Origin of the sequence: Devosia sp. Root635 (assembly GCF_001427605.1) — a bacterium.
In the GTDB taxonomy this organism is placed as follows: domain Bacteria; phylum Pseudomonadota; class Alphaproteobacteria; order Rhizobiales; family Devosiaceae; genus Devosia.
This window is the reverse complement of sequence record NZ_LMGZ01000019.1, coordinates 67,556-83,498: the sequence shown is the minus strand read 5'-3', so window position 1 is coordinate 83,498 and position 15,943 is coordinate 67,556. Positions and strand designations below refer to the sequence as shown.

At 63.4% G+C, this 15,943-nt stretch carries 20 protein-coding genes and 1 tRNA gene; 7 read left to right on the top strand and 14 right to left on the bottom strand.

The window, feature by feature from the left end; translation table 11 throughout:
* Positions 1 to 5: 5 nt before the first annotated feature.
* Both ASD80_RS11640 and aac(3) read left to right on the top strand, forming a co-directional pair.
* Positions 6 to 425 (top strand): winged helix-turn-helix transcriptional regulator, encoded by a 420-nt coding sequence (locus ASD80_RS11640; RefSeq protein ID WP_056232957.1) that lies wholly within the window; start codon positions 6 to 8, stop codon positions 423 to 425.
* Positions 425 to 1,210: an aminoglycoside 3-N-acetyltransferase gene (aac(3), locus tag ASD80_RS11635; RefSeq protein ID WP_082555227.1), complete on the top strand. Its 786-nt coding sequence runs from the start codon at positions 425 to 427 to the stop codon at positions 1,208 to 1,210. Before ASD80_RS11640 ends, aac(3) begins: the two co-directional genes overlap by 1 nt.
* Here aac(3) and ASD80_RS11630 read toward each other — a convergent pair.
* Positions 1,207 to 2,565: an MATE family efflux transporter gene (locus tag ASD80_RS11630; RefSeq protein ID WP_056232954.1), complete on the bottom strand. Its 1,359-nt coding sequence runs from the start codon at positions 2,563 to 2,565 to the stop codon at positions 1,207 to 1,209. The genes aac(3) and ASD80_RS11630 overlap by 4 nt on opposite strands.
* A 521-nt stretch (positions 2,566 to 3,086) precedes the next feature.
* On the opposite strand from ASD80_RS11630, the gene ASD80_RS11625 reads away from it, so the two are divergent.
* The 3 genes from ASD80_RS11625 (at position 3,087) to ASD80_RS11615 (ending at position 4,220) form a co-directional block, all read left to right on the top strand.
* Complete coding sequence (locus ASD80_RS11625) at positions 3,087 to 3,809, top strand: AzlC family ABC transporter permease (RefSeq protein ID WP_056232952.1); 723 nt, start codon at positions 3,087 to 3,089, stop codon at positions 3,807 to 3,809.
* Entirely contained in the window at positions 3,799 to 4,107 is a 309-nt protein-coding gene (locus tag ASD80_RS11620; protein ID WP_082555226.1) for an AzlD family protein, read from the top strand. Before ASD80_RS11625 ends, ASD80_RS11620 begins: the two co-directional genes overlap by 11 nt.
* A 29-nt stretch (positions 4,108 to 4,136) precedes the next feature.
* Positions 4,137 to 4,220, top strand: a tRNA-Leu gene (locus ASD80_RS11615).
* Between the two features lie 231 nt (positions 4,221 to 4,451).
* Here the strand turns inward: ASD80_RS11615 and ASD80_RS11610 are convergent.
* Together ASD80_RS11610 and ASD80_RS18770 are read right to left on the bottom strand one after the other, a co-directional pair.
* Positions 4,452 to 4,952, bottom strand: a complete 501-nt coding sequence (locus tag ASD80_RS11610) for a hypothetical protein (protein WP_056232948.1) — start codon at positions 4,950 to 4,952, stop codon at positions 4,452 to 4,454.
* Between the two features lie 63 nt (positions 4,953 to 5,015).
* A complete protein-coding gene (locus tag ASD80_RS18770; RefSeq protein ID WP_156460423.1) occupies positions 5,016 to 5,186 on the bottom strand; it encodes a hypothetical protein in 171 nt (56 codons plus the stop codon).
* A 108-nt stretch (positions 5,187 to 5,294) separates the two neighbouring features.
* Here ASD80_RS18770 and ASD80_RS18765 point away from each other — a divergent pair, with 108 nt between their 5' ends.
* Positions 5,295 to 5,585 (top strand): hypothetical protein, encoded by a 291-nt coding sequence (locus tag ASD80_RS18765; protein ID WP_156460422.1) that lies wholly within the window; start codon positions 5,295 to 5,297, stop codon positions 5,583 to 5,585.
* Positions 5,586 to 5,593: 8 nt separating this feature from the next.
* Here ASD80_RS18765 and ASD80_RS11600 read toward each other — a convergent pair whose 3' ends face one another.
* The 6 genes from ASD80_RS11600 to ASD80_RS11580 form a co-directional block, all read right to left on the bottom strand.
* On the bottom strand, positions 5,594 to 6,049 hold the full coding sequence (locus tag ASD80_RS11600; protein ID WP_056232944.1) for a DUF1515 family protein: 456 nt from the start codon (positions 6,047 to 6,049) through the stop codon (positions 5,594 to 5,596).
* Positions 6,050 to 6,104: 55 nt separating this feature from the next.
* Complete coding sequence (locus ASD80_RS18760) at positions 6,105 to 6,245, bottom strand: hypothetical protein (protein ID WP_156460421.1); 141 nt, start codon at positions 6,243 to 6,245, stop codon at positions 6,105 to 6,107.
* Positions 6,246 to 6,336: 91 nt separating this feature from the next.
* Positions 6,337 to 6,738 carry a hypothetical protein gene (locus tag ASD80_RS11595; RefSeq protein WP_056232942.1) on the bottom strand — a complete coding sequence of 134 codons (402 nt, stop codon included), beginning with the start codon at positions 6,736 to 6,738 and terminating at the stop codon, positions 6,337 to 6,339.
* Positions 6,732 to 7,037 (bottom strand): DUF6527 family protein, encoded by a 306-nt coding sequence (locus ASD80_RS11590; protein WP_244488991.1) that lies wholly within the window; start codon positions 7,035 to 7,037, stop codon positions 6,732 to 6,734. Before ASD80_RS11590 ends, ASD80_RS11595 begins: the two co-directional genes overlap by 7 nt.
* Entirely contained in the window at positions 7,037 to 7,510 is a 474-nt protein-coding gene (locus ASD80_RS11585) for a lysozyme (RefSeq protein ID WP_244488990.1), read from the bottom strand. The genes ASD80_RS11590 and ASD80_RS11585 overlap by 1 nt, the downstream gene beginning before the upstream one ends.
* Entirely contained in the window at positions 7,500 to 7,721 is a 222-nt protein-coding gene (locus tag ASD80_RS11580; RefSeq protein WP_056232937.1) for a hypothetical protein, read from the bottom strand. The genes ASD80_RS11585 and ASD80_RS11580 overlap by 11 nt, the downstream gene beginning before the upstream one ends.
* 183 nt (positions 7,722 to 7,904) lie before the next feature.
* Between ASD80_RS11580 and ASD80_RS11575 the strand changes: the two genes are divergently transcribed.
* Entirely contained in the window at positions 7,905 to 8,873 is a 969-nt protein-coding gene (locus ASD80_RS11575) for a hypothetical protein (protein WP_156460420.1), read from the top strand.
* On the opposite strand, the gene ASD80_RS11570 is transcribed toward ASD80_RS11575, so the two are convergent.
* The 5 genes from ASD80_RS11570 to ASD80_RS11550 are packed head-to-tail and all read right to left on the bottom strand — an operon-like array spanning position 8,870 to position 15,932.
* Entirely contained in the window at positions 8,870 to 9,679 is an 810-nt protein-coding gene (locus ASD80_RS11570; RefSeq protein ID WP_056232934.1) for a hypothetical protein, read from the bottom strand. The genes ASD80_RS11575 and ASD80_RS11570 overlap by 4 nt on opposite strands.
* Positions 9,679 to 11,628, bottom strand: a complete 1,950-nt coding sequence (locus tag ASD80_RS11565) for a hypothetical protein (RefSeq protein WP_056232932.1) — start codon at positions 11,626 to 11,628, stop codon at positions 9,679 to 9,681. Before ASD80_RS11565 ends, ASD80_RS11570 begins: the two co-directional genes overlap by 1 nt.
* Positions 11,625 to 11,855 carry a hypothetical protein gene (locus ASD80_RS11560; protein ID WP_056232930.1) on the bottom strand — a complete coding sequence of 77 codons (231 nt, stop codon included), beginning with the start codon at positions 11,853 to 11,855 and terminating at the stop codon, positions 11,625 to 11,627. Before ASD80_RS11560 ends, ASD80_RS11565 begins: the two co-directional genes overlap by 4 nt.
* Positions 11,845 to 12,255, bottom strand: a complete 411-nt coding sequence (locus ASD80_RS11555; RefSeq protein ID WP_056232928.1) for a hypothetical protein — start codon at positions 12,253 to 12,255, stop codon at positions 11,845 to 11,847. The genes ASD80_RS11560 and ASD80_RS11555 overlap by 11 nt, the downstream gene beginning before the upstream one ends.
* Positions 12,255 to 15,932, bottom strand: coding sequence for a host specificity factor TipJ family phage tail protein (locus ASD80_RS11550; protein ID WP_082555225.1), 3,678 nt, complete (start codon positions 15,930 to 15,932; stop codon positions 12,255 to 12,257). Before ASD80_RS11550 ends, ASD80_RS11555 begins: the two co-directional genes overlap by 1 nt.
* Between the last annotated feature and the right edge of the window lie 11 nt (positions 15,933 to 15,943).

The window sequence follows — 15,943 nt, the reverse complement described above, 5'->3', positions numbered from 1 at the left end:
CAGCAATGTCACTGCATGACACATCCAAATCCGCCAATTGCACGGCGATGTCCGATGTCCTCAATCGCATCGGCGACAAGTGGAGTGTGATGGTGGTGGGTATGCTCGGCCGCAACGGCACTCTGCGCTTCAACGAGCTCAAGCGCATGATCAACGGCGTTTCCCAGCGCATGCTGACGCTGACCCTGCGCAATCTCGAGCGCGATGGGCTGGTCACCCGCACCATCTATCCCGAAGTGCCGCCGCGCGTCGAATATGGCCTCACCGAAATGGGCAAGACGCTGGATGGTCCAATCAGCAAGCTGTGGGATTGGTCGGCCGAGCACCATGCCGCCATCATCGACGCCCGCGCTGTCTACGATGCCCGCGAAAGCGCCATGGCCGCTGCCGAGCCGCGCAAGGTCGCCTACGCGCGCGGCGATTGATGCCTGCCATGTGGACCCGCGCGGCACTGGCTGAACACCTGACGGCGCTTGGCCTCGGGTCCGGTGACGCGGTGCTGGTGCATGCCGGCCTGCGCTCGGTCGGCCCCATGCTGGGCGGACCGGATGCGTTGATCAATGCGCTATGCGATGCGGTCGGGCCCGAGGGAACGATCCTGGGCTATTGCGACTGGAATTATGACGATCGCGACCTGGCCGATCCGGCCTTGCGCGCGCAGGTGCCGCCCTTCGATCCGGCGCGCTCGCGGGCCACGCGCGACAATGGCGCCTTTCCCGAATTGCTGCGCACCACGCCCGGCGCTTTCCGCAGCGCCAATCCTGGCGCGTCCATGGCCGCGCTGGGCCGGCGCGCCGAGTGGTTCACCGCCGATCACGCGCTGGATTATGGCTATGGTCCGCAGTCCCCGCTGGGCAAGCTGGTGGCAGCTGGTGGCAAGACGCTGCTGGTGGGCGCGCCGCTCGATACGATGACGCTGCTGCACCACGCCGAGCACCTGGCCGATATCCCCGGCAAGCGGCTGCGCCGCTACCAGTCTCCACTTTTGGTCGCCGGGCAGACCGTGTGGCGGGATTTTGAGGAGTTCGACACGTCCGACCCGGTGGTGGACGGGCTTGCCGATGACTATTTCGAGGAGGTGGTGGAAGACTTTCTCGCCACCGGGCAGGGTCGGCGCGGCCTCATCGGCCACGCCCCCTCGGTGCTGGTCGCCGCCCCGGCCATCGTTGCTTTCGCGGTGGACTGGCTGGAGCGGCGGTTTGGACCCTAGACCAGCGCCACGATCTGCTTCTTCTTCCAGACGAACTGGTACCAGCTCGCCTGCAGCACCAGCATCATGGTGAAGCTGGTGGCATAAGCGATCCAGATGCCGGTCAGCCCCAGGCTGGTCTGGCTCAGCAGGATGGCGCCCGGCAGCTCGATGCAGAGGATGCAGGCCAGCGACAGGATCATCGGCGCATAGACCGTGCCGCTGGCGCGCATCATGCCCGAGAACACCACGCTCCAGCCGAAGCAGAGAATGCTCCACAGCACCACATGCAGCAGCGTCTCGGTCAGCTCGATCACTTCGGGATCGGTGATGAACAAAGCCACCAGATGCTGGCTGAACAGATAGGCCAGCACGATCAGGCCGCCGGTAATCACCAGATTCAGCAGCAGGGCTGTGCGGGTGATGGGCCCGAGCTGGTGCAACTGGCGGGCGCCGATGGCCTGCGCCGCGAAGATCGAGGCGGCGATGCCGATCGACATGGCGGGGAACTGCACATAGCTCATCACCTGCCCCAGCGCGCCATAGGCTGCCGTGGCATCGGAACCGAAACGGTTGACCAGCCCGATCACCACGATGCCGGCGATGGAAGAAATCACCATCTGCAGGCCCGCCGGCACACCGAGCTTGAGGATCAGGCCGAGCAGCTTGAAATCGGGTTTCAGCATGGCGCCGAGCAATACCGCGTCGGGCGCCAGCGGCATGTTGCGGGCGCGCATATAGACGAACAGAAAGATCAGCACGGTGATGAAGCCGGCGATGAAGGCCCAGGCGGCGGCATTGACGCCGAGCTGCGGCAGGCCGAACCAGCCCTGTATCAGGGCCGGCGTCACCAGCATGGAGACGACCATCGACAGGATCAGCGAGAAGAGCGGCGTGATCGTATCGCCGACGCCGCGCAAGACCGAGGTGACCACCAGGAACACGAAGAAGCCGGGCATGCCGATCAGCACGATGCGGGCATAGCCCACCGAGAGGGCGCGGATATTTTCGGGTGCGCCGAGCACGGTCATGATCTGCTCGGTCAGCGAGCCCCCGATGATGGCGACGATCAGGCCCAGCACCAGGGTCGCGGCCAGCGTCGTGCCCGCCACCTGCTTGACCTTGTCGACATTGCGGGCGCCCCAGGCCTGGCCGATCAGGATGGTCGAGCCGGCGGAGAGGCCGATGATGAAGCTCATCAGGAAGAACATGATGGGGAAGAAGGTGGCGGTGGCCGCCAGCGCTTCGACGCCGATCATCTGCCCGATATAGATGGAATTGATCGTGCCAGAGAGCGCCTGCAGGATATTGGACGCCATGAGCGGCACGAGAAACACGGCGAACCGCTGCCAGAGCGGTCGGGATTGGGGGTTCATTTGAACACTCCGAAGAACCTCGACAAAATTTTGCGCGTCACGTCACGGGCCCCGAAGGCAGCGGTAATCTGAGCAAAGTTCAGGCCGCTGCAGGGACCGATTCACACCCCGAAGGCGGGGCGCAGGCTGGACGGGCGCGGGGAGGCATGGAAATGACACGGGCGGTTCTACTACGCCCGGGGCGAAGGTGCGTCAATGTGGCTTCTCTTGGGCTTGGGCTCTTTCCCTCTCCCCTTGTGGCAGAAGGTGCCCGAAGGGCGGATGAGGGGGCCCAGAGCTATCCGCTGGCAATGAAGCATGGGATGGCGCAGACCCCCCTTCACCCATTGGAGGCTTCAATTTTCCCGGCGTCATTCCCGCGCAGGCGGGAATCCATTCTTACGGCGCTCTCCACAGTGGATTCCCGCCTGCGCGGGAAGAGGTAGGGCATCACCCCCGCAAATACCCGCCATCACCACTTGTCATCGCAGTGTTGCCGATTCCCCGATGCACAGCGCCCCGCCACGCGCTAAGCATCAGTCATGTCCACGCTTGCCGCCCCCTATCGCTTTTCCGACCAGTTCTTTGCCGGTGCCCGCGCCTGCATCCCGGTGGTCATCTCCGTTGCGGCCTATGGCGTGGTCTGGGGCGTCCTGGCGCGCGGGGCGGGGCTGAGCCTCATCGAAGTCGTCCTGATGAGCGGGCTGGTCTTTGCCGGCTCGGCACAGTTCGTGGCGCTCGACCTGTGGACGGCCACGCCGTCGAGCCTGCCCATCGGGCCGCTGATCCTTGCCGCGCTGATCGTCAACCTGCGCTACCTGCTGCTGACGGCGACCTTGCGGCCGCTGTTCCGTCCGGACCAGCAATGGAAGGGCGCATTGATGATGGGCATCGTCTCGGACGAAACCTGGGCCATGACCGTGGGCGAAATGGCCAAGGGCCGCGGCACTATCGGCTTCCTCCTGGGCGGGGGCGTACTCGCCTATTGCTGCTGGATGGCCACGACGGTCATCGGCCATACCCTGGGTTCAGCCATCGACGATCCCAGCAAATATGGCCTCGACTTTGCTTTCACCGCTACGTTCCTCGCCCTGCTGCTGGGCATGTGGAAGGGTAAGGGCGACCTCGTTCCCTGGCTGGTGGCAGCGCTCGCCGCCATGGTTTCGGCGAGGCTGATCGAGGGAAGCTGGTATATTCTCATCGGCGGCATTGTCGGCAGCCTCGCCGGCGCCGTGGCGGAAAGGCTGCGCAAGAATGCTGACTAGCCCGGAAGCCCTCATGGCCATTGCCGGCATGGCGCTGGTGACCTTCATGGTCAAGGCCGGCGGATTGCTGCTGGCCAATCGCCTGCCGCGCGACGGCTTCGCCGCCGCCTGGCTCAGGCATATTCCCGGCGCGGTGCTCGCCTCGCTGGTGGCGCCGGCTTTGGTCACCGGCAGCCCGGCCGAGGCAATCGCCGCCGCCGTCACCGCCCTGGTCTATGTCATCACCCGCAGCCTGCTGCCCGCCATGGCCGCGGGCGTATTGGTGGTCTATCTCGCCCGGTTGTGGCTTGTCGGCTGACCCGTTCTCGGGTTAGAGACCTTCCCCGTGCCCCTCTGGCGGAATGGTAGACGCAGAGGACTCAAAATCCTCCGCCGCGAGGCGTGCCGGTTCGAGTCCGGCGGGGGGCACCAATCACCAATTCGATATGCGCTAAAGTACTGCAAAGGCGGTCTTTTCCGTTTCGCCGCACCACTTGGGGCACAATTTGGGGCACGTTTTGGGGCAAGGTATTGCCGACCGAGAGCGACTGGTGAAGAAGCTGCAGGCCGACTTGGCCCGGTTTCGGCGTATCCCGGCGCATCGCCGAGAAGCAGAATGCGCCGGCGAGGGCGAGCAAACGTGCCTAGCCCTGCTGAACGAACTCAGCGCCGACGACGGCGATAACCGCCGCTGACGGCGGGTCCGGCCGGCTGCTCAGGCTGGGGCTCCGTCAGGCGTCGGCGATGCAACTCCTCGGACAGCCTTGCCATCAGATCCGTGGCAGGACGCGGCGCTTCATCAGGCTTCGACGCCGTCTTGTAGACCTCGTTGAGCCACCACTGGACCTTGCGCAGAAACTCGGTGTCTTCGCCAAGCAGACTGTTTGGCAGGGGCCGCACCGGAGTACGGGCGACGATCATCGCCACTTCGAGTTCGAGGTTGCGGGGCAGTTCGGTTTGTACCCAGGTCCACCACTTCTCAGTCGCCTTATCGGCCGCTGCCTGCTTGCCTTCGGCGACGCCGTGCTCCGAAAACCACCCCTCCCAGGACACCAGCCAGTTCCAGTTTTCGTAGTAATCGTGCGGCGGATGGCCTCTGAGGCCGCTGACCTGCAGCCATATTTCAACGTATCGCTTCTCGATCGAGCCGGAGTGGTTGCCCATGGGATAGGCCCGGAAGCCTCGCCCGCCCTTGTGCCATCTCAAGCGAGGAAACTCTTCCACCGCTCACCTCGAGCGTCGACCGGTCTTTTGGACGCCCCGATACTGCAGGGCAGCCTTGATCTGTCCTGACGTAACCCCCAGTCGATGCTTGAGATCGGCCTCGGTCAGGTCAGGTTCAGCGGCAATGGCGCGGCGGATGCGCTCGGCGTCGTTCAGCTTAATGGCAAGGTTCACGGGTCACCTCCTGTCGGAAGTGTCGACTCTTACCACCGTGAACAGAAAGAGAACAAGTGCTTGACTCGTCCATGCCGTTGGGTGTTCAAAAAGGGAAAGGAGAACGCAATGGCAGCCACATTCAACCCGCTCGACAACGGCCGATGGGACCCCAACATGCTAGCGCACCAGCTTGACGCCTTCGCGGTCACCATCGTGCTTGGCGAAGGCCCGCGGGCCGTTTTGTCAATCAAGGACGCCGCCGGCAAACGGTTCGATTTCACCATGGCAGCTGGCGACGCGGCAGAGGTCGGCGACATGCTTTCTGGCATCGCCAAGGTGCTGGCGGACAATCCTCGTCTCGAGGCCGAGATACGCCGGCTCGAAGACGATGCGATTATCCCGTATGGGCCGCACTAGCTAAGCGATTACGGGATGCGGAGCAAAGACCTGATGGTGGCGACAACCTGCTCGCCCCACCAGATGAGTGACGCCCCGAAGGCAGTGCCGCCAAGCGCAACGACCCCGACAACCGACATGCCGATCATCTTCATGCGCTTGAACTCTTCGACGGTTGGCGTGACATCGACGGTCAGCGTTTTGTCAAAGCCATCCAGTCGCTCGGTTACGTCAGCGCTGACGTCGTCGATCCGGTCGCGGGTCTGGGCTGTCACCTGTCCGGCGATCTCGATCTTGCCTTCGACCTTGCCCACCCTGTCTGTGAGCTCATCGATCTTGCGATGCATGTCCCTTCGGGCATCCCGGTCATGGCCCTTCTCTTCGTCGAAATCCTCGCGCAGCTCGGTAATGTCGCGGCGAAGACCGGCCACGCCCTCGATGAGTTGGCCAAGCAGATAGGCGGTGCTTTGTGGTGGGGGCGACATCTGCGCTCTGATCAAACAGGGTAAAGGTCAGGCGGTGACGCTCCCGCCGCTGCTGTCACCGGCCGCTAAGGCCGTTGATCTGGTTTTCGTTGAACTCAAAGCAGCGGGTGATGCGATCGTTGATCGGACCCTCCACATAAACTTCGTAGCGCTTCCACACCGTCGTCAGCTCCTGACCTACGGGCACATCGAGCATTGGAAATCTCTTGCCACACTCATCCGGTTGACGCTCCAGGTCAGGCTTGGCAACAGCCTGACCGATCCGCTCTCCCGCCGCGATCTGGGCGTTACGGGACGTTGCCCCGCACCCACTCAAGATCACGGCGAGTGACAGTGCGAGAGAGGCCTGCAGCAGCAAGTTCGGCTTCATAGGCGGCAATCTCCTGGTCAAGACGGGTTTGAGCTTCCACGGTGGCCCGCTCGCTGGTGGCAAGGGCTTCCTTGTAGATGCGAAGGGCTTCGGCACTGGCGCGCTGCATGCGTGCACGCTCAGCAGCCTCGGCTCGGTTGGCAGCGTCCATGACGCGGATCGTGGCCGCGTCATTTGCTTTGTCGGTGGCGGCTTCGATTATGGCCGGCCGCTCGAAATTATCGAAGATGAGGCCGCGTCCGAACCAGCCGGCCGAGCCGGCGACGAGACTGGCGGACAGCGCCGCGGCGATGAGGCCCAGGCCGGTGGGGTTCAGCATGATAGCCACACCCCTTCGGTCAGCCAGCCGTGCCAATGGCCGACATGGTGGACCGATGGTGTCAGCGTCGGCTTTTCAGTCGAGCCATTCCACAGCCAGGACGGCGACTGGGCAGGCTTCTCGCCAGCAGCCACCCGCAACGCGCCGGCCGTGCCGCAGCCGCATGGGCAGCCATAGAGCCACCGGCCGTCTTCGTCGCTGACGCTGATGGAGCCCGGCACCTTCGCGCCCATGTCTTCATCGAAAAATTCGGCATACGGCACGAAGATGGCGGGCAGAGGATCTGTGCGCTTCTCCATCACCTCACCCCTTCGAGGCACAGGCGCCGCTCATCAGCCCGGCGATTAATCAAGCCGGGCAAAACCTTGCCACCCGCCCGGTTCCACATCGGAATGGCGTTGCACGCGCCGCGAATGTCGCCGGCATTGGCCTTGCGGGCGACGGTCGAGCGGCAGAATGCACCCGTGCCAATGTTATAGGACAGCGACAGGAAGGCGACGTAGGGCTGATCGGGGATGCTGTCCGGAGCCACCAGGCACCGGCGCATGCCGGCCTCGAAGTCGACCAGCCCCTGCCCCAGCATCACCTGGCATTGCTCGACCGTGTAGCTATCGCCCAGCTTCACCCCGCGCGTTTCGCCAAAGCAGACCGTGGGAATGCCATTGGCCAGTCGGTCGGGATAGGCAACGGTGCGCAGGCCCTCCCACGACCCAACGAGGGCGATCGCGGCGGCCATGAGGGCGCCGGCAGTCTTGAGGCGGCTACGAGCCATTGGTCAGTCCTTTCTGAACGATGAAGCGGGCAACCACGGCGCCGGCCGTCGCGGCAAACGACAGCAGGGCGAAAACACCGGGATCGAGGGGGAAGAACCCGTGCATGAGGGGCAGCGCCACCTCGAGGCCGGATAGCAGGGCGGCAAGCAGCATCAGCCGCACGCTCCACGCGCGCAGCAGCACTGCCCGCCAATTGGCGGTCAGTTTCATTAGGAAGGCTCCGTTGTTGGTGGTTAGTTGCAGTTGCCGTCGTGCCGCCCCACAATCCGCGTGGCGGGCCGGCCTTATCGGGTGGAACTAGATTTGCCGAAGACAGGACGCCGGAAGAGGATTGGCCTGCCGCGCTCTGAGCAAGAGAAACTCATCGCCTCTTTCGTAAAGAGCTCAGTGGGCATGAGCGAGTTGTTTCATCCCAACCAGTGGAGCGACGGCAAAGAGCCGGCTGACATGCTCCTGCGTGTCGGCAGGGTGCTGATCTGGTTTCAAATGTATCGCGGTCGCGAGAGCTTCGAGGGTGCTGTCGAACACAACCTAGCTCAAGCTCGCGACCGAATTAGCGAATGGCACCGCAGGTCTATCAAGGGCGCCAATGACCACCGGCTTTTCGATATTGCCTACGGCGACATCGAGGATCTGCTGGTGGTAAGTGTCGTTGATGGACCTCATGCCGCCTGCGCCACGCATCCACGCGACATCATTGCGGAACCAAAGGTCGCCGGGGTCATCACGATAACCGGGGAGGTCCTTGGTCACTTGGCTGCACTTGGTGGTGGCCCGCGGGAACTCGCTTTTATGGCGAATTTCTTGATCGACTGCCCTGGAACGCTGCCTGGTGCTGCGCTTGTGTCCGCATTGGACGGCCGGCGCTCGCTGGCTGACTTGAACTACAACTTGATCATTGACGGACTGGACGAGCCAAAACCTTGGACCCTCTCGACGGGGCGAAAGGTTTCCACCTATGAGTTCGTGCGCCGTTCGATGATTGGCATGCGCCTAGATCCGGAGGGGCCCACCGACACCTTCTCCGAACTGGACTGGTTTGACATGGGCTATCTGGCCCACTGGGCGACGGTCTTCACCTTTAAGATCCGATCGGTGAAGCTTGGCGCGGAGGGGGTTCGGTACGCGAAGGTAAACCGGATGGGGCCGGGGTTGATGTTCTCCGTCGCTATTGCAGCCCACACGGGCATTCTCCTCGAGAACCAGCCTGCAATTCTCGAAGAGCTGCAAAAGAACGCGGTGAACTTTAGCTACATGATCGCCCTCGATGGCGGCACTCTCATCAGCATGGCCGCCCTCGGCAGCCTTCCGGCTATAAGACCCTTGCAGGCCGACCTTCAAAAACTAAGAGCTCTGTCCTAGACAAACCGCCCGGTGTTGAGCGACCACTCCTGGGCCACGGCCTGCGCGGCTGTCCGGTCTGCGAGGGCGTACCGTTCCGACCAGAACCGGTAAATGCTGCCCTTGCCCGCCAATGCGAGCAGAATGTGGGTCGCAGCCTCAGCTCGCAGCTCGGCAGGCCCGGTTATCGGACCAATTGGGCTGACCTCAGCGCCGTTGTGCCACAGCCGGACGCCGTTTGCTCCTGGCTGATATGAGAAGGCCACGTGGTGAACCACGTCTCGTGCCAACAGATTTTGGACTGCCGATGGGCTGGGACCGGTGGATGACGTGCCCTCCAAATTGCCCACGTTGCCGCGATGATTGTTGCCACTAGCGCCGCTATCGATGATCCACTGAGAAGCATTTGCGTTGGTTAGGGTGCGCCTGGCCACGGGCTGGTAGGCCGCGGTGTTTCCATCTGCTGCCTGCTTGAGCCATACGCCAATGACGAACGGCGTCGAGGGCGCGAAGGAGTAGCCAGACCCCAAATCGACCTGATCTATGTTTGTAAATGCACTGCTCGCGTTCCAGCGCAGCCCGGCGAGCGCGGCGAGGTTCTCGATAGCCGTTGTGCCTGCTGGCCGCACCACGACGGCATCTGCGGCCCCCTCGACCAAGTTTCTGAAGGTGCTTCCCGCGGCAAGGTTTCCAGCGGGGTTGGTATTGCAATACGGGTTGGTGAAGTCGAACAGCCAGGACGTCCCCGCATTCACAACAGGGTCCAACGTCGTGGACGGGATAGTCACATCCGTAACCGCCTGCGAAAGTTTTGCGATGAAGCTCATTACCAGCCCTTTGCTATGATGAAGTCGGCAAGCTGCTCGGCAACAAGCTGCAGGGCATCGCCGGTGAGGTGAATGCCGTCCACCCGGAGTGAGACCGGAACGATGTCCCGCTCGACGTCGAGCAGGTCCTGTGCGGTCGGGGTAATGCCAAGGGTGGCGAGCCCGTGGTCGATTAGGTACCGGCGAATGTCCAGGTAGTTCGCGGGGTATTTCGACTGGACGGCGGTGTTGATGGCGATGATCTGGTTATAGCGGGCGCCGCCCACATCCTCGGTCGCGTACTCGCCATTGAGCACACTCATGATGACGAAGCGCTTCTCTCCTGTTGCCAGGCGGGAAACCATCCAGTCCACCGACAGCTGGATATTGGTGTCGGCCCAGGTGTCGTTGCGCCCAGGCCAGAAAATGTTCACCCGCCGATCGTCGCCCTCGGGATCGACGATAAAGGCGGCTTGGGGAGGGCAACGGACTGGCAAGACCTGACCCGCGTCGGGAGCAAAGACGTAGGTCTCGACGGTGGAAGGAGGGCCGCCAGAGGCGCCACGGCTAAGGACGCCTGGGACACCGGCCAGGGTGCCTCGCAAGGTGTAGACGGTGTTGTTCGACGCCGTGGAAAGTGGGTCGCTGCTGCGAGTGCCGGCGCTGATGGCCACGCCCTCAAACGCCGTCACAGGGTTGCTGCCCTCGATGATCTCATCATTCTCCACGGTCAGTAGCCGCACCCACCCTCCCTGACGAGAGGCAATTTGCTTTGCGGTCTGCCCACCAATGCCGCGGTTGTAAACACTTCGATCAAGGACGGTGGCAAGCCGACTGGGGTAGCTGCCAGCGGTGAGACTGTCCCCGTAGCAGGCAATTTCCGCCGTTGGCACGATTGCCTCGAAGCGCTCGGTCAGCACCGCAAGCTCCGCTTCGATGGCGTCGGTATTCGCCTGCACATTGGACTTAGCGAGGTAAACTTGGCCGTCGATAGTCACGACGATCGGGCATCTACCGTTCGAGGCTTCCAGGGCCCACAGCACCTCTTTGCTGTCAAAATACCGCGGAGACCGAGTGTCGAAAGTGTCGCCATTGCCGCCCACGGGCAGCATGTTGGCCTCTGTCCCCAGCGAAATCTCGTAAAGGCCGGTCACAGGGTCTCGGTTGAACGACAAGCCGTTGGCCACTCCGATCGCTACCCCCAGCTTTCCGAGGATCAGGCCCTCTTCCGTAATCGCGAGGGGCATGCGGCCATTGTTATCCAAAAAGCCGCCGATCACCTTGTGGCCGCTGAGATAACGAACCTCTGAGGCGCCAATCTGGGTGCCGGTCGGACCGAACCTGGCTTCGAGGGCGACCTTGGTATTTACCGGGGTGGCCACCTTGTCATTGATCGCGCCGGCGATCATTTCTGCGCCGGTCGCCGCACCCACAACCGATCCAGGACTGGTCGATGTAATGAGCGCAGCCCGCGCCGCCACATCATCGCGCAGGGTCTCTACCTCATCCAGAACGGTGACGGCCTCTCCCGCCTTCGTGGTAGCGATGCCGGCCTGGCTGGTGGCGGTGCCGGCCGAGCCCGACGCCTGCAGGGCCAAATCCTCGGTTTCTTCACGAGCCTGCGCAATGGCATCGAGATCGTCCTGGGCGATCGGAATGCCATCTGAAAGCAGGCGAACGTTGTCCGCGACCTGGCTGGCGAGTAGCTCTTGGGAACCCCATCCGGCGGGATTGCGGTAGATCGTGTAAGCTAGTGCCGCACCTGTGGCCCCGTCGAAGTTGTGCAGCAGCTCAAACTGGTTTGTGTCGGGAAGAAGTTGGGCGATCGCAATACGCGAGCCCAGACCCAGCACCTGAAGATCGTCGCCATCGCGCATATTGAACTCTGCCACGGTGGCGCCGGCCAGTGTGACGATCTTGCTGCCATTGGTCACCGATACGGTGCCGGTCGAGAAAAGGCGTCCGCTCATGGGAGGGTCCAATAGTGTTCGGCCGAGTAATCGGCGGGGATGGGGTGAAGGGTCTCGATCTCGTCCGACCTGGTTCGAATGGCGTCGATGAACTCGCCCATACCGGCGACGGCCGGACCACCCTCGCGCAGTATGTTGGCCTGGCGCCAAAGCGGAAACGCCTCCTCGATGCGGCGACGAGCTTCAGCCTTGACCATGGCGGGCGTCACTAGGACCTCAAGGCGCATGGGCGTTGATCCGGATGTTCTGATGCTGGAAGGGGAATGGCGGCTCAAGCACCAGGTCGTATGGACCAGGCACAGCGATTGTGATGATCAGCAGGCCATCGTCGATGACGTGCCACTCGCCCCGAAAGGACACACGGGTACCGGGCGGGACTGGCTCAATGGCAAAGCTATCAACGCCGTCCGCTACCAACTCCACGGCCTCGGCCGAGGCGTGGAGAACAGGGCGTGGCGTCGCAGTCTGGCCCACGATGTACAACTCCCGCCCTTCCAGGAACTGGTCGAAGCAAGCCTCGTCCTCGCTGATCGGCTGGGCCACCACGTCACGATACTCGGAGCACCAGCCGCTCCTGCCCGGCACAATCTCACCCGTCGAAATCCGATAAATGGAATAGCCGTGCATCAGCCGATCCTCTTGTGATTGGTGAGACCGATCACGCAATCCTGCATGGACCAGGAGCCGCCATAGGCATCGACCGAATAAGTGTGTGTCTGTCCGGATGGCGGGTAGTCGGCAAAGGTGAAGGCGATCGGGTAGGCAAAGTTGTCGTCGAAAAAGATGCTGCGATAATCGACCTGACTGCCGTTCCTTAGGATGCGGATGGTCAGATACCCGTAGTTCCAGGGGTTCTCGCTGGGGCGGTTGAGCACGCAATTCACGTCGACGCGCACCACGCCTTCGGCCACGTAGATCGACGCCGCCTGCAGCTGGCCGCCAGACGAAACCACCGGACCCTTACCCGTGGTCACCATCGCCAGCACTGCGCCCATCTGCAGGTGATCCGTCCGAATGGTGCCAGTGACCACGAGGTCGCCATTTACCACCGTGTCGGTCAGATGCAGGGTGGTGCCGTCGAAATAGACCGGCATGCGCAGCGTAGTGCCATCGGGGCTGAGGAAGGCGAACTTGTTGGCTTTGGCGGCCCACATGCTCTGGCCGTCCGAATTGATCAGGGTGTAAGTCCCGGCCTCAACATCGACGGCCAGGCCGGTGGCCCTGACCACATCGGCGATCTTCACTTCCCATCCGTCAGGGCCAGCCATTGCAACGGCCGTACGCAGCCCAGAAACCGTCACGCCGCCATATTCGACGGCGACTTCCTGGGAGAACACCGCCTGGGTGTAAAGCTCGCTGGCGGTCACCCCGATCTGCTGGGCCGCAACCGCGACATTGTCGCCGAACTGGGCCAGCAGCAGCGTCGTCAGGTCGACGGCCGCTTCGGTCTCATTGGCGATGATCGTGAGCTGCTCGGTGAACTCTGCCTTTGCTACGCCGAGGGCCTTGTGGTGCGTCGTGGTGATGGCGGTACCAGTGTTGGCCAACCGGGCCAGGCGGTCGCGCAGTTCATCGAGGCGCTCAACCAAGCTGCCCGGGCCTGCGAGAATGCCGACAAACTTCTTGAACTCATCGTTGATGGCGACCACGTCGATATAGCCGCCGCCGGGCGGCAAGTCGGCAGTGTCGAACTCTCGATAAACCCAAGGCCCCTGTAGCCCTCCTACGGCCGCTACCCGCAGCACCAGCGGCTGGGGCAGCACCGATGCGGAGAACCGATTTCCCATGCCTGCATAGATCGGTGTCCACGTGTTCTCTTCGTCGTAGGAAACTTCGGCCACATAACCGAGCGTCGCGCCCGGTGCCGGCTGCCACATCGCATCCAGCTCCAGCCCTGCGACGCCGGAGCGCAGCGCTGCATAGAGACCCACGATCATTGGGCGCAGGGGAATGACAGGCGGTGTCACTGGCGGCAGGTAAGGCGACGGCATGGTCTCCGTCTGGTCGGCGAGATAGATCTCCGGCGCGTCGACGACCGCGAGCACCTCGACCTTGCCGCTGTCCTGCGGCACTGCCGAAACCACCAGTCCGTTGAACGGCCGCATCTCGCCGTCGCAGATCAGCACATGCGCCCGCTCGGAGCGCGCGCCCGGCAGGATGCTGGCCAGGCTGCCCATGCCGCTGACCACGGCGGCTCGGTCGGTAGCATTGAGCGTGACGACCCGGCCGACAATGCTGTCGGCGAGGCACGGTCCCCACTCCTTGCCGTCCTTGCCCCGAAGGATCACGTAGATATCGCCCGTCACCGCATCGATATCGCGATCCAGGGTAAGGGCATCCCCTGAGCGCGCTTCCAGCGACGCCGTCTGAACACCCTGCACGAAGGGGTGCTGCACAAGGATCGGATCGCCACGCACCAGCAGCTTGCCTTCCCAGTCGGCGGTGAAGCTGACGAACTCGCGCTGATAGGCATTGACCGCCGCTTCGGTAACGCTCTCGCGCCAGACCTGTGCCCGGTCGGTAATGCCGAACCAGTCGATCGTCTGCGGCGCGTCGCCGCCCACTGATGCCAGCTGTGCCTTGACCTCGCGCGGCTGCCAGGTCGCGGCGTCGATAAAGCGCCCGATGACGCTGTCAGGCTTCTCCTCGTCGAACAGCACCAGCTTGTGCTGGAAGCTGCCGCGGATGACGTTACGCTGCGTGAAGGTCGCCCGCTTGATCGAGCGCGGCTGCAGGCGCACGAAGCCGAGCGTCCCGGCGATGCGCACCGGCTGGGCCCGACCGGCCCGCAGCACGGCCCGCAGGGCGTCGGCGGCGGTCCATGCGCGGTCGAAGATGGCATTGAACGTGTCGCCCCTGCCGGACCATGTTGCTGCCAGCGTCGCGAGGCCGGCCAGGTCATACTGGCCGTCACTCAGGCCCAGTGAATAATCGGCATTGCGCAGGATGTCGGCTGCCGCCCACGCGATCGAACGCGTTGCCTGCAGCACCCAAGTCGAGCCGTTCCACACAGGTAGGTGCCGTTCGGCCAGCACGCGGATCTGGCTCGACGACAGCTGGCTGAGTTGCTCGTTGGCGCGCACGCGCATTGCCAGCAGTGTCGTGTTGGCGGGCGTCTCGAAGCCGGTGAGATAGCCGCGTAGGCCAACCCAAGCCACGCTATTGACGGCGCTGCCATCGTCGGGGTCGAAGGCCTCGTCGCTGAGGAACCGCACCTGATAGCGCGCGGCCGCGACATCGGCGGCGCGGGTCATCCGTTGCGGCGTCCGGGTCGCGGCCGAGATCGTTTCGGCAAACAGGGTGTTCCAACCGCCGATAGGCGCACCGACATTGTCGATCTGCTGATACTGCGCCCGCAGAGCGATCGAGTTCGCGGCGACGCCCTTCTTGTCAGCTGTCCACAACCCTCCCGGAAAGGCGAAGTCCACGGCCAGCCGGTCCACGGTCGTGCCCGAAGCATTGACCACGAATGGCCCGAGCACCGCGGCCGGGTCGGGCACGTTCTGACCCGACACTTCCGCCGAGGTGACCACGTTGGCCGGGAACAGCGTTATCGACTGCCCGGGCTGGATGATTTCGAAGGTGAGGTCGGAAAAGCTCGAGGAGTAGCCGGTGGTCGAGTTCCAGGCTTCCGTCTCGCCGATCTTGATCCGCTTCACCGCAGCCTTGCCGGCCGTCACGGTGAACAGCTGGTAGAGATACTGGTCGTTGCCCGCGAACTCGCTATAGGGCCGCGCGGCATAGCGCGGGGCGAATTCCAGTTCGCCATAGAGCACCGGAACGACGTCGAGCGGCGTGGCCTGATTGCTGGCGGCCGTTACCGAATAAATCGGGTCGGCTGCCGCAGCACTTTCGGCAGTGCTTTCCGGCGGCGCAAAGAGGGCATTGAGCAGCATCGTACCGCCGGCCAGGATGGCGGCCGAGGCAATGCTGGCGCCGATCGTGCCAATGCCGAACAGCGCCCCACCGATCATCGGCGCCGCAATCGACAGAGCGAGGGCCGCGACAAGGCCGAGGATCTGCTTGCCACTGATGTCGCCTTCCCCGCCGCCCCCGCCCGGTACCGCCACGAAGGCCAGCGTTTCGCCGGGTCGAACCATGCGCAGCGCCCATTGCCCGCGCATCACCGGCTCGCCACCCATGACGGCGATTGTCGGCAGGTGGAAGGCCAGGTCGTTGACGGCAATGGCTTCGGCGATCGTCATCGGCCGCTCGAGCGCGATCTGGCGCTCCGGCGCGCCGAATGGGCCGGTGACCAGCACGATTTGGCCGCCCGCCATCAGATGAGGGTCGTGAAAGGTCATCAATGTCCCAA

What these genes read in the sequence shown, in the direction of transcription:
- ASD80_RS18760 (WP_156460421.1), bottom strand. Translation starts at nt 6,245, where the DNA reads ATGCTCGATGTGCCCGTAGGTCAGGAGCTGACGACGGTGTGGAAGCGC.
- ASD80_RS11600 (WP_056232944.1), bottom strand. Translation starts at nt 6,049, where the DNA reads ATGTCGCCCCCACCACAAAGCACCGCCTATCTGCTTGGCCAACTCATC.
- ASD80_RS11570 (WP_056232934.1), bottom strand. Translation starts at nt 9,679, where the DNA reads ATGAGCTTCATCGCAAAACTTTCGCAGGCGGTTACGGATGTGACTATC.
- ASD80_RS11610 (WP_056232948.1), bottom strand. Translation starts at nt 4,952, where the DNA reads ATGGGCAACCACTCCGGCTCGATCGAGAAGCGATACGTTGAAATATGG.
- ASD80_RS11565 (WP_056232932.1), bottom strand. Translation starts at nt 11,628, where the DNA reads ATGAGCGGACGCCTTTTCTCGACCGGCACCGTATCGGTGACCAATGGC.
- ASD80_RS11560 (WP_056232930.1), bottom strand. Translation starts at nt 11,855, where the DNA reads ATGCGCCTTGAGGTCCTAGTGACGCCCGCCATGGTCAAGGCTGAAGCT.
- ASD80_RS11555 (WP_056232928.1), bottom strand. Translation starts at nt 12,255, where the DNA reads ATGCACGGCTATTCCATTTATCGGATTTCGACGGGTGAGATTGTGCCG.
- ASD80_RS11550 (WP_082555225.1), bottom strand. Translation starts at nt 15,932, where the DNA reads ATGACCTTTCACGACCCTCATCTGATGGCGGGCGGCCAAATCGTGCTG.
- ASD80_RS11595 (WP_056232942.1), bottom strand. Translation starts at nt 6,738, where the DNA reads ATGCTGAACCCCACCGGCCTGGGCCTCATCGCCGCGGCGCTGTCCGCC.
- ASD80_RS11585 (WP_244488990.1), bottom strand. Translation starts at nt 7,510, where the DNA reads ATGGCTCGTAGCCGCCTCAAGACTGCCGGCGCCCTCATGGCCGCCGCG.
- ASD80_RS11625 (WP_056232952.1), top strand. Translation starts at nt 3,087, where the DNA reads ATGTCCACGCTTGCCGCCCCCTATCGCTTTTCCGACCAGTTCTTTGCC.
- ASD80_RS11590 (WP_244488991.1), bottom strand. Translation starts at nt 7,037, where the DNA reads ATGGAGAAGCGCACAGATCCTCTGCCCGCCATCTTCGTGCCGTATGCC.
- ASD80_RS11575 (WP_156460420.1), top strand. Translation starts at nt 7,905, where the DNA reads ATGAGCGAGTTGTTTCATCCCAACCAGTGGAGCGACGGCAAAGAGCCG.
- ASD80_RS18765 (WP_156460422.1), top strand. Translation starts at nt 5,295, where the DNA reads ATGGCAGCCACATTCAACCCGCTCGACAACGGCCGATGGGACCCCAAC.
- ASD80_RS11640 (WP_056232957.1), top strand. Translation starts at nt 6, where the DNA reads ATGTCACTGCATGACACATCCAAATCCGCCAATTGCACGGCGATGTCC.
- ASD80_RS11580 (WP_056232937.1), bottom strand. Translation starts at nt 7,721, where the DNA reads ATGAAACTGACCGCCAATTGGCGGGCAGTGCTGCTGCGCGCGTGGAGC.
- ASD80_RS11620 (WP_082555226.1), top strand. Translation starts at nt 3,799, where the DNA reads ATGCTGACTAGCCCGGAAGCCCTCATGGCCATTGCCGGCATGGCGCTG.
- ASD80_RS11630 (WP_056232954.1), bottom strand. Translation starts at nt 2,565, where the DNA reads ATGAACCCCCAATCCCGACCGCTCTGGCAGCGGTTCGCCGTGTTTCTC.